Genomic DNA, 12,694 nt, shown 5'->3' with positions numbered 1-12,694 from the left:
GTAATTAATTAGTTTTTAATTAGACCTTTTATTTCATCAATGGACAAGGCTTCTTTTTTTCTATGAATTATTGCATGACAATTTGCACATACAGGAATTAAATCTTTGGTTGGATTTAAAGAGTACTCTTTTTTTATTTTATACAATGGAATTATGTGGTGGACATGAATAAAATCTTTTCCAAACTCACCATAAACTTTATAAAAATCAAAATTGCATATTTTACAAATTGTCCCATGATATTCTATACATAATCTTCTTGCTAGTGGATTTCTCTCGTATTTATTAACAACAACCTTCTTTATTGTTCCTTCATAAATTTCTGTCTCTTCATTAACTAAATCAAAAACAACATCGTTGATATTATTATTTCTTTCCTCCTGCTTCCAACAAATTTTCACAGGCTTATCTTGCAATACATTTTTGCAGACAATACTACCTTCAAAAGTAAAGGGAAGGGAATTATCAATTCGGGTAAAAAGGTAAATATTATTAACTCCTTGCCTTGAAATCATTTTTTTTATCAGAGGTTGATCTCTGTTTGAATTTGTTTTAGCCTCCCAAACAAAAAGTTCTCCATCCCAATAATTATTATAATCGCTTCCGGTCCTTCCAGGAACTCCTATATTTGAGAAAATAAATATATTATCATCGTATGATCTATAACCCGTATCCCAAGAACCTTTCTGTTGCTCCACAGGCACATCTAAAATTCTATAAATATCTTTCTTCGTGTATAAATAATTTATTTTGAACATTTGCATCAGGGCTATATTTTTATGAAATCGACAACAATTCTAACCGGATATGAAAAAGCATGATTAGCAATTCTTTGGGCATAGTTTGGGCGAATTGTTCCCAAATAATTTATCTCTTTAGATTTTCAAAAACTTCTTTGATCAAATAATTAATAATTTATTTATTGTCCTCAATCAATAATGTTTGATTCTCCAAAATTTTATACTGAACAGGTTTAATATAACGGGATTCAATTTGTTTTTTTGCAAGTCATCATCGACACTAATCTCAGACCACTATAATAATAATAATAATAATAATAATAATAATTTTACCATTTAAGTAACTTACAAAAACAGTATCACCAATTCTTAAAGCAATGTCTAATTTAATATTGTATCCTTCCTCAAAATAAGAATTACCTTTTTTACCATGAGGCCTCAAACAATCACACGAAGGTGTAATACAAATTAAATATTTATCTTCTCCAATTTTAAAGACATCTCCAAAATTTAATATTTTATACTTTTTGTCTGTTCAAAACTTAAAGCGGAAGTTAAAAACTATTTTTAGGCAAAAAGATAACTACCTACAACAGCCCTTACAAAATATTTGGCCATTTGGCTAAATTTAAAAATAGTTACAAATCAATTAATTTTTCATTTTTATCTCCGTAAATTTTTATTTCCTTTTTGAAATCATAAATATAATTTGCAATTATTTTTCTTTCACTTATTTTTTTTTGATTGACTAAATAATCACTTATTCTTTGATTGGAAATAAAATGAATTAAATTTAATAATTCTACGAAAGAGTAATTATTAACAATTCCTATCTCAATACTTTTTTTTATTACGTAATTAACCTCGGTTTTAATAGCTTGTTCAACAGTTGAAAGTGAAATACCTGTTTTGCTTTCTTCTCCTTTATCTTCCAGTTCTCCAACAGAAGTTGGTAAGTCACCAAATCCCAAAAAAACTTTTGCTCCGAACTCTATCGCTTTTCTACCAATTTGACCATTAGAATTACAAGATAGACAAATAACTTTTTTACCTTTAAAAATATTTACGTTTTCCTCAGTAATAAAATTATCTTCATAAAAGTATTTTTCAGGATTTTCCTCTTTGACGAGTTCATTTTCTAAAGTTCCATAATAATCACCTTTTGCGCCGTATAAGGAATTACTTTTTCCGTGGCCCATAAAAAGAATTAATCCATCTTCAGAAAAGTTATTAATTTCAGATAAACATTGTTTATGTGAAGCAATTTGAGGTTTTATATTAAAATATTGGCAATCTTCTATAAATTTATTTTGTAAATGACTTTTTATTCTATCTAAAAAAGTAGTTGACTTATCATATGGATGAACAATTAAAATTTTTTTGCTCATAATTAAATCTTTACAGTAAGATAGGCAATGACTTGCTGAATTATTTCTCTTTTAAATTCAACCCCAATTACGTCATCATTATCTAAGATGTCTGCCACTTCAGAATATGACATTCCATTAAATTTAGCGTTGACAAAATTTTGTTCAAAAATAAAATCAGGGTAGAGTCTTAATGCCTGTGTTACAATCAATTCTGTAGATTGAATATCATCTTTTAGAAATTTAATAATTATAGAATCACGGTCGTCTCTATCTAGATATTCATGAACGCTATATTTAATTAAGGATTTTATTTTTGCTAAACCATCTTGCTTAATTATCGCTCTATCAGGTTCATTCTTTATTTTAAGTATTCCTAAATTAGGTTCAATAATATTTTTAAGCACTTGATCCAATACTCCCGAATAAACCAATTTAGGTGTGCGCTTAAATAATCTCCTGTTATTGAAATTTCGCAAAAGTTCTACTCCATTAATTTCATCATCATCTAATTCATAATCAAATGCGATGATGTCAAATACTAAATTTTTATATCTTATTTTAACCTCTTTTTCGACTTTGTCAAGGTCGATTTTGCCTAACGAAAGAACTTGTGTATAAGCTGTATTTCCAACTTCAAATTGTTGGCAATCTAGTTCAATACCGTTATGTCTAGCATCCCTGACCAATTGCTCAATTTCTTCTGTTTGGTCTTCATTATCAATTATTAAACAAGTTCTTTTTATCATTTAATCTCTATTTCAAAACAAGCCCCTGTAAGCTTTAAATTATTACCTAAAAGTTTTATTGTTCCATTCATAGATTTTAAACCTTCCCTAACTGAATTCATTCCTATTCCAGAACCACCTTTTGTAGTTGTGATCCCTAGGTCAAATATTTTCTCCTTTGATTTTTCATCTTTAAGAAATTGTTCGGTAATACCAATACCATTATCGGAAAACAAAATCTTTAAAATTCCTTCCGAATTATTTGACATTTCTATTTCAATTAAATTAGCGCCTGCCTTTTCAGAATTAGATATCAAATCGTCCAAAACTACAGACATATCTAAAATACTAAATTTCTTAATAAGAACAGCTGCTAAGTTATTTATTTTAAATTCAAGCTCACTGCGAGGATATATGTCAGAATAAATTTCAATGTACTGTTCAATATATTTAACAACATCAGCAATCTGGGCATTACTGTCCGTTTTAAAGTTAGATCTAGTTATGATCTTACTTATTTTATTTGCTTTTTCAGATTGAAATTTAATTGCACCTAAAGATTTTAATAATGAATTCTTTGTATAATCATTATTTAAAATTTTATCATATAAATTATCTACACTACTACTTATTTTTTTTGAAGTAATTTTTATATTGTGTACTAAACCTTTAGCATCCTCTGTTAGAGTTCTAGAAGAAGTTCTTAGGTATGTGTTTTTTTCTTTTTCTAGTTCTAATTCTTCTTCAAGTTTTTTTGCTTTTTCTTCAAGTAGTTTAGCTTCTTCTTCAAGTTTTTTAGTTTGTTGTAACTTAGTTTGAAGTTCTAATTTTAGCTCTTCTTGTTCTTTCTTTAAATTTTGGATTTTATTCTCTTGAATTGGGAAGCTTTCAATTTCATTTTCTGAAATTTTAAGTTCATTCAAAAGTTGAGCTATTTGCTGTGAAGAGAGTGTCTTGTTATTTAATTGTCCAACAATGGAATCTATTTCAGCTTTAGCTTTTTGAGCCTGTTCTTCAGCTAATTCAGATACTAATTGTTTATTTATTGAAAGTGAAATAACTTCTTCACTTTTACTATTAATAATCTTGTCAATTACAGAAATTACTCGTTTATTTCGCGTTAAACTGTCTTCCCTGTACTCTTCTTTTGATTCATTCCAGTTTTTATCATCTAGAACTTTTTTTTCAATCGCAATATCTTTTAAGTTAGAGCTATCCCATTTTAATCCTTCTACAACAAATCTTTCTAATCTTCTAAAAGTTTTGAAGTAATATCCATATGGCGAATCATTTTTTGTTAATTGCTCATAATGTTTATTATTGTCAACTCCTGAACGATTAGATATAATAAAAAAGTCATCTTCATTTTCATTAAATTCGACTCCATTAACCTCAATCCTTCCAATTACTTCTCTTGTGCCTAGAAACCTATTATATCCTTGACCTTTTCTTAATTCCATACTTAACCAATCATTACCTTGGTCACCATATGGTGGAATTCGAAATCCATTAATAAATAAAAAAATTGAACCAAAATCTACAGACCTAATTCCTGTTTGTCTTTTAAAATATGCTTTAGAATAAGAGTTTAAATAATATATATTTATTTCTACATTCTTTAATAAGCTAAATGAATTATTTTCAACAAGAGTAAATATTTCTTTTCCCCTATCTCGTAATATTGTAGTTATTGATTTTCCATCATTAGAAATTTTTGAATTAATATATGTAGCTTTAAAATCAAGATTATTAAAAATTCTATTCTTTACGATGCCATTAATTTTTTCGCTTTCAGGTAATCCCAGCTCAATTTTTTTAAATTCATTTGCTTCAATTGAAATGTCAAAATTTTCAGCTTCAAAATTTTGATTAGGATTAATAAAACGTTCCAATTGACGTTTTAAAGATTGTATTTTATTTAAATCCCAAACTTCTCTTAAATTATTAATGAATAAAGTTGTTCCTTCAGTGAATTTTTCTAGTTGAGTTTCTTGCACATATTGTTCTATTGAAATCTCATTTAATTCAAAGTCTATATCTTGAATATTTTTTTCAATGTCGTCAATTTTTTCAAACTCTGTCCAATCTATTGAAAGTTTTAATAAGGGCTGATTAGTTTTTCGAGTATAGATAATCAATGTTTTACCAAGTCTATCACATGAAAATCTACCTACTCCCTTGTTACCAGCTAATTGTCTATTATACTCTTCTTTTTTTGTTTTTTTTTCAGAATATGCAATATTTAACCATTTGTTTATAAGATCATATTCAGACATACCAGATCCAGTATCTCTAATTATTATTTTAGAGCTATTAGATATTTTATACTCTCTTAAAGCTTGGTTAGAAATTATATCCCTGAATATTATTTTAGCATCATTTGATCCTGAATCAAAACAATTTTTCACAAGTTCCAATACTGCAACATTATCATCAGTAATTAAATCTTTTCCAATAATACTCTTTAATAGGACGTTTGTTCTAAATCTTACTTTTGCCATTAAATTATAGTATTTAAAACAATTCCTGCTTGTTCCCCAAACAAAGGTGGAATAGCATTTCCGATTTGTGAATATCGAGGAACTTCTTGAGTCCTTCTTTTGCCTCCTGTTGTATATTTGCCTTTAAATTCATACCAATCGTTGAACGACTGAATACGAGCATACTCACGTACTGTAAATATTCTTGGTTCACAATAATGTATATAATCGTCTGGCAAAGTAGTGATCGTAGGAGTTGGTGTACTTCCAGATAATGGTATTATAGTCCTTTTTTTAAGATTGAATCTTTCTTTTATCTCGTCTGATAAAGTTTTGTTTTTTACAGCATTTTCAAGAATATATTCAAATTTTTCAACTGTTGAAGGACTGTGTTTAGCAAATCTATGACTATCTGGTATCGATTCTGAATAATCTCCTTTTAATAATTTCTGATAATTTGATTGTGGTTTATTATATAAACCTGCCATAAATGAATTTGTATCTGGTGATATTGTTTCATTAGTTCTTAATAAATCAGAAATTGCATCTTCTAAGCTATTTGTTAAACCAATACCTTTATTTATTAGGAATTTTTCTCTTTCATTTCTAATTGAATCAAAAAAAGCCTCAGGTTTAGTTTTATTTGCAACATCTTTACGAATTCCTACTAATATAAAACGTGTCCTTTTTTGAGGAACTCCAAACTCTGAAAAGTCTATTAATCTACCTTCCACTTTGTACCCGAGATACTTTCCGTCATTAGGAGTATACTCTAAAGCACTTTTTACATACTCAGAATACACTTTTCCTTGAATTTTATTTTTGTCAAACTTTTGGGTGAATCCTTTTACATTTTCAAAAAAAATCACCTTTGGTTGAACTAAGCGTATAAAATTTATGTATGACTTTATTAATTTATTTCTAGAGTCGTTTTCAACTCTTTTACCAGCAGTTGAAAAGCCTTGACAAGGTGGTCCTCCAGCGACCAGATCTATTTGACCTCTTAAAGCCTTTAATTCATCAGGGTAATTTTTAATTATTTCATTAATGTCATGATTACTTTTAGGTAACCATTCTGGCCAACTAAAATGTTCCCTATTTTCAATTAAGTTGTAATTAAATGTTTCAAAAGCCTCTAGACTTTTTTCAACTGCGAATAAACCTTTCCATAATCCAGTATTGTAAAGTCCTAGTGAAAGTCCTCCACAACCTGCAAAAAGATCTATATATATTTTCTTTTGACTCATCTTAATTTTCAGCTTTATTAGTTGGGTATAACAAATCTCTAATATCTATCTTAAGTACATTTGCAATTTTCAGTAGATTTTCTAAAGATGGTTGACGAGCATTTGTACACCATTGAGAAATAGTGGACTCATCTTTACCTATTTTTTCTGCCAGCCATTTGTTTTTTCTTCTGTTTTCTGCAAGAGCAACTTTAATTCTATTGATTTCCACTATAGCCAATATATTTGCGTTTTACGCAAATATATTAACAAAAAATAAATGTTTAACCTTTTTGTAATATTTTTATTTCTGTAAAGGAATATCAATGCTGTAAATTTTCCTTTTAGTTAGAAAAATTATTTTTCATCAATAAAACATTTTTTCATAAAATATTCGTCCTTAAATAACATAAATTGATTTAAATGACAATCAAAATAACTCTATTAAAATCATTTATATTGCCATTTCCCTTTTTTCTATCTTCATTAATTATCTCTTGAATAAGTCGATAATAGTTAAATTACGTCTTATTTTCGGATTTACCTAAACTTCCCAAATACAAAACTATTTTTAAATAAGCCAATTGCACAAATTCTTTTAGCAAGTGTCCTGTGACGTTTATTTTTCGTTCATATTAATTAAAATCCAAGGAAATTTATCTGGATTTGGACAAGTTCCAATTAAATTTTCACATTGTTCAATATTTAAAAAATCTGTAAAATTTAAAATTGTCGCTTCTCTTTTACAAAAGCATTCTTGACAATCGTCATCTAATTCCATTCCGTGGTATTCTTTTTCGTGTTCTTCTATAAATCTATTTATCCACTCTATATTTGGAAAAACTAATTTAGCAAGTTCTGGAGTAACAGGTACTTTTTCCTTTTTTATTCTCCATTCACGTTCCCAAGTAAAGTCTAATTTTCCTTCCATATCAGGGTTATAACTTACATATCTCCAATTTATATGAATATTGAATTTTTGAATTTTCGCTTCTTCTTTTGTAGAATAAATTACTGGTCTTCCGCCATTTCTAAAAACGTCCTTTTTACAATACTGTAAACCAAATGGTGTATATCGTGAAAAGTATTTAGAATCTAATTGTCCGTTATTCGTTAAGCATCTTACAGGCGATTCAGTAAAACATACACAACGATGTCCGCCAATAATCATTCCGGCACTGCTTGTTAATTCTCTAGATTTAATTATTTTTTTTAAATTCTGATAAGCACTTTCGTAGTCCAATGACTTATCTTCTCCTTTGGTAAAGTGAATTAAGTTCTCGCAATGGTCAATTCTAATCATATTTTTTTTGTAATATCAAACAACTTGCTTATTCCTGCCCAAAATGGCTTACTAACATGCATTTTCTGCTTGCTTTATGACAATTATAAATTTTATACACTACTTTCAAATAAATGTAAGGTTTTCCATAATCGAGGTAAAAATGGAAAATTAGTTTTTTTATAAATATAAAGCCCCCGTATAAATACGTGTTTTTGTAATTTTATATTTGATACTATTTCTACCGGTAAAAGTTAAGGCTAATTTTAGTTCATTAAATTTGCTTTTGTGGCACAATCGTTGCACATCGCATTGTAGAATTCATACTTTTTTCACACAATAGTTAAGGCGAATTTTACAGATGTTTCAACATTTCCATTTTTGTGGCAGAATCATGGCACAAAATACTTTTCTAATCTAAATACCTACCGAAATAAGACTATAAGAAGTTTAGGTTCAAAACTTTTAGAACCCTCTAACCATTCTAGTTTGATCCAAAAGAAATAAGCTTTAAGAAATAAAATATAAATAACTTACTAAATGCTAATTTCACTTCCAGAAATTAATTTTGCATTATCATTTGATAAAAAATGCATATGAAGTACAAATGAGATACAAATTAATAGATTAATGTTGCTTGCAAAAAAAAAATCATATTTCTAATATAAAAAATTAAAAATCAACACTTATGAAATATTTACAAAATTATATGTGCAAGTATTAAATGAAATAATCAATAGTACACCTAGTAGATAACCCTTTATTTTACAAGTTTGCAAACTCTTATATACAAAGTGCCCAAAACATTGGTTTTAGATCATATTACTTCATTGGTAAAAATTCAAAAGTCTTTTAAAGAAAATCTAGAAAATATGAAATTATGAAAAATCACAAGCATCAAAGGCTTTATTCTATTTTCCATGACAACATTTACAAATTAATCTATGTGTAAATTTGAATATTTTTTATTATCATAAATTAAAGAATGACAAAAATTAATCATCGGCGTACATCAAATAAATGCTTAAAATTATCTTTATTTATGAATATCTATATTTTTTAAATCAAAATCAAAATTAAGAAGTTCTTTAGGATGGACATCAAGACCAGTTGCAATACTCACTATCGTTTCAAGGGTTGGATTTCCAGTACCAATTTCATATTTATGATAATTACTGGAATCAAACTTTGTTCTGCTGTCAACTCCACTGAGAGTTTTTATTTTTTCTTCTCTAATTTTTTTTAAGTTTTCGCCAAAGGCTTTCTTATATGCATTCAACAGTTCCTTCTTAGCCATATTACTTTAATTTGAAAGAACAATATTTGATTTTTATTAAAAATATTTATGGTGATATATCACCATAAATATTTTTTTTCATATATTTGTAACAATTCAATTGAAATTGAATTAATATATTTGCGATTCTTCACATAAAATATTTGAAGCATTCGCTTTGAACCTTGCATTAAAAAACTGGAAATTTTTGAGCGCGCAAGATGATAAGTGTACATGCTCACGTCATATAGTTTATATTGGCGTGGGCTCACTTACATGCGCGCGGGTCGTTCCAGTACCTTTAATGCTACGTAAGTCGAGAACAACCCACGCCTTTATATTAAAGGCAAAAACTCTTCTTAAATTCTTAGCGCTTTATTTCCTTATTTACATGGTTTCGCAATACAATAAAAGTTTAACCTTTTAATGCGTTTACTCATGTAGAAACAAACAACTTCTTTATGACTATTAAGACGTTTACTTAATGCATAAAAAATGGTCCTCTATCTCGTCGCCAAACTACATAGAGGACCGTAGCTAATAAAACTATCGTTAAACTAACCAATTCCAATATTATGAATAATTTTTCATTTTACAAGGATGGGAAAGCTTTTTATTGCCTGTTTTTTCTGGTTTTCTTCTTGTCTTTTCCCCCTGTATCCGCAAGTTCCATAGAACGGCGCAGCCATTCTTTTTTCCAACAGCATCAAGTTCAGGGCACTATCACAGATGGCACCAGTCCTTTGTCTGGAGTCACCATTGCTATTAAGAGCAAACTCAAATCCTCTACCATTTCGGATTTTACAGGCCAATATTCCCTTTTGGTCTCTGCTTCAGATACGCTCGTTGTTTCTTTTATGGGTTTTAAAACAGCCCTGGTTCCCGTGAATGGTCGAACAACAGTGAATGTAAAGCTTGGTTTTGATACCACTACCCTTCAGGAAGTCCGGGTGAATGCCGGATATTATTCCACCAAACAAAGCGAGCGTACAGGAAGCATCTCTTCCATCACTTCCAAGGATATTGAAATCCAGCCCGTAACCAATGTACTGGCTGCCATGCAAGGCAGAATGGCCGGGGTAAGTATCACCCAGACCACAGGGATTCCCGGAGGCAATTTTGAGATCAAAATCCGCGGACAGAACTCCCTGCGCGCCGAAGGCAATGCCCCACTGTATATTATAGACGGGGTGCCTTATGCTTCGGATCCTATTGGTAGCGCCCAGATTTCTACCCTATTTCCCTATGCCACCGGAGCCCTAAACCTTATCAATCCCGAGCAGATACAGAGTATTGAGGTTCTTAAAGATGCCGATGCTACTTCTATCTACGGCTCACGCGGGGCTAACGGGGTGGTACTGATCACCACCAAGAAAGGTAAAAGCGGTAAAACCAAATTCACCCTGAGCGCTTCGAGCGGCACCGGAAAGGTGACACAGTTTGTTAAAATGATGGATACAAATCAATACCTCTCTATGCGCCGGCGTGCCTTTGCCAATGACGGTATCTCTGATTATCCCGAGTCGGCCTATGACATTAACGGCACCTGGGACCAGAACCGCAATACCAACTGGCAGAAAGAACTCCTGGGCGGTACTTCTCTTTTTACCGATATGCAGGGCAGTGTCTCTGGGGGATCTGCCAATACCAATTTCTATTTAAGTGGTAACTACCACAGCGAGTCCACTGTTTTCCCGGGAGATTTTCTATACAAAAAAGGCGGAGGCCAGTTTAATATGAATCACCAGTCAGAGGATCAGAAATTCAAAATACAGTTTTCTGCCGGCTATACCCTGCAGGACAATGACCAACCCTCTTTTGATCTCACCATTGAAGCGCGCACTATTGCCCCTAACGCGCCAGAGCTTTACAATCCTGACGGCACTCTGAACTGGGCCAACAGCACCTGGCAGAATCCCCTTCGCAATCTCCCTGCCAAGTTCGAATCCAAAACCCATGATTTTCTGGCCAATACCGTGCTTTCCTATGAAGTACTTCCAGGCCTTTTACTTAAATCCAGCATGGGCTACACCAATCTGCGCCATAGCGAAACACGCCTGAACCCTTCCACTATTTATGATCCGGCATTCCATGTCGGAAGTTCGTCCTCCAGCCTTATTTTGGGCAATACCACTCGTAATTCCTGGATTATCGAGCCTCAGCTCAACTGGGAGAGCGCAATAGGGGATCACAAATTAGGACTATTGCTGGGTGGTACTTTCCAGCAGCAGTCCACCTCGCAGCTTGTGGAGTCCGGCACCGGGTTTAGTTCCAACAGCCTTATCTACAATTTAGCGGCAGCCTCCAGAATAAAGATACTCACCGATAATACCATACTGTACAAATACCAAGCTTTTTTTGGACGCCTGAATTACAATTGGAAAGAGCGCTACATCATAAATCTTACAGCAAGGCGTGATGGCTCAAGCCGTTTTGGCCCCGGGAACCAATTTGCCACTTTTGGCGCTATTGGCGCTGCATGGCTTTTTTCAAAAGAGTCCTTTCTTACTGAGTTCTCCTGGCTTTCCTTTGGTAAACTGCGAGGCAGCTATGGTACCACGGGAAGTGATCAGATTGGGGACTACCAGTTCCTGGATACCTATGCCACTTCGGGAGTATTATATGGCGGGAAAAGCGGACTAGCGCCCTCACGGCTTTATAATCCCAACTTTGCCTGGGAGACCAATAGAAAACTCGAGCTGGCCCTGGAGACAGGATTTTTGCAGGACAGGATCTTTTTTACAGCAGCCTGGTACCGTAACCGGTCCTCTAATCAACTCGTAGGTATCCCTATGCCCGGCACCACAGGTTTTTCTTCCCTGCAATCCAACCTTGAAGCAACGGTTCAAAACGCTGGGTGGGAATTTACCCTTCGCACTGTGAATCTCAGCAAAGGGGCCTTTGGGTGGACCTCGAGTGTTAACCTTAGTTTTTCGCGCAACAAACTCCTTCGTTTCCCGGGACTTGAAGGATCAACTTATAGTGAAAAATACCGCCTTAATGCCCCTTTGAATATCACCCTTTTATATGAATATACCGGTATCGATCCCAAAACGGGTCTGTATCAGTTCCGGGATATCAATAACGATGGGAAAATTTCTTTTCCCGATGACAAGCAAATCGTGGCTGACCTGAATCCACAATACTATGGAGGACTGCAAAATCAGCTTTCCTACAAGGGATGGAGCCTTGATTTTCTTTTTCAGTTTGTCAAACAAAAAAATGTTAATTATCCAGTGGGAGCTACAGGGGAGATGTATAACCAGCCAGAAGTAACTCAGCACGCCTGGCAGCAGCCCGGTGATCTTGGGCCATATCAGATCCAGACCGCCGGATACAACTTTGATGCGCTAAGCGCAGGGAGTCTCTACAGCGAGAGTACTGCCTCTATAAGTGATGCTTCCTTTATCCGGCTTAAGAACATTTCTCTCTGGTATGATCTTCCCTTAAAACAGACCAAGTGCAGGCTGATGATTCAGGGGCAGAACCTCTTGACCTTCACTGGCTATAAAAACGGAGATCCTGAATTTACAAGCTTTGGTTCGCTTCCTCCCCTTAGGGTAATGACCGCAGGGGTTCAATTCACTTTTTAATG

At 32.6% G+C, this 12,694-nt stretch carries 9 protein-coding genes; 1 reads left to right on the top strand and 8 read right to left on the bottom strand.

Translation table 11 applies throughout. The features are described from left to right. Positions 1–8: 8 nt before the first annotated feature. The 8 genes from GIY83_RS04845 to GIY83_RS04810 all read right to left on the bottom strand — a co-directional run bounded on the left by GIY83_RS04845 (position 9) and on the right by GIY83_RS04810 (position 9,120). A complete protein-coding gene (locus GIY83_RS04845; RefSeq protein WP_208685220.1) occupies positions 9–764 on the bottom strand; it encodes an HNH endonuclease in 756 nt (251 codons plus the stop codon). 614 nt (positions 765–1,378) lie between these two features. Continuing rightward, positions 1,379–2,128, bottom strand: a complete 750-nt coding sequence (locus GIY83_RS04840) for a hypothetical protein (protein ID WP_208685217.1) — start codon at positions 2,126–2,128, stop codon at positions 1,379–1,381. Between the two features lie 2 nt (positions 2,129–2,130). Further along, the gene (locus GIY83_RS04835; protein ID WP_208685215.1) at positions 2,131–2,856 is read right to left on the bottom strand and encodes a hypothetical protein; all 726 of its coding nucleotides are present in this window, start codon (positions 2,854–2,856) and stop codon (positions 2,131–2,133) included. After that, entirely contained in the window at positions 2,853–5,336 is a 2,484-nt protein-coding gene (locus GIY83_RS04830) for an ATP-binding protein (RefSeq protein WP_208685213.1), read from the bottom strand. Before GIY83_RS04830 ends, GIY83_RS04835 begins: the two co-directional genes overlap by 4 nt. Then, entirely contained in the window at positions 5,336–6,562 is a 1,227-nt protein-coding gene (locus GIY83_RS04825; protein ID WP_208685211.1) for a DNA cytosine methyltransferase, read from the bottom strand. Before GIY83_RS04825 ends, GIY83_RS04830 begins: the two co-directional genes overlap by 1 nt. A gap of 1 nt (position 6,563) precedes the next feature. Further along, a complete protein-coding gene (locus tag GIY83_RS04820; RefSeq protein WP_370514261.1) occupies positions 6,564–6,773 on the bottom strand; it encodes a helix-turn-helix transcriptional regulator in 210 nt (69 codons plus the stop codon). A 387-nt stretch (positions 6,774–7,160) separates the two neighbouring features. Next, the gene (locus GIY83_RS04815; RefSeq protein WP_208685207.1) at positions 7,161–7,844 is read right to left on the bottom strand and encodes a hypothetical protein; all 684 of its coding nucleotides are present in this window, start codon (positions 7,842–7,844) and stop codon (positions 7,161–7,163) included. A 1,015-nt stretch (positions 7,845–8,859) separates the two neighbouring features. Further along, a complete protein-coding gene (locus tag GIY83_RS04810; RefSeq protein WP_208685205.1) occupies positions 8,860–9,120 on the bottom strand; it encodes a helix-turn-helix domain-containing protein in 261 nt (86 codons plus the stop codon). 554 nt (positions 9,121–9,674) lie between these two features. Between GIY83_RS04810 and GIY83_RS04805 the strand changes: the two genes are divergently transcribed. Next, a complete protein-coding gene (locus tag GIY83_RS04805) occupies positions 9,675–12,692 on the top strand; it encodes a SusC/RagA family TonB-linked outer membrane protein (protein ID WP_208685203.1) in 3,018 nt (1,005 codons plus the stop codon). Positions 12,693–12,694 lie beyond the last annotated feature (2 nt).

The organism is Flavobacterium sp. SLB02, assembly GCF_009664855.1.
Taxonomy (GTDB): Bacteria; Bacteroidota; Bacteroidia; order Flavobacteriales; family Flavobacteriaceae; genus Flavobacterium.
This window is presented reverse-complemented; position numbering and strand designations above follow the sequence as displayed.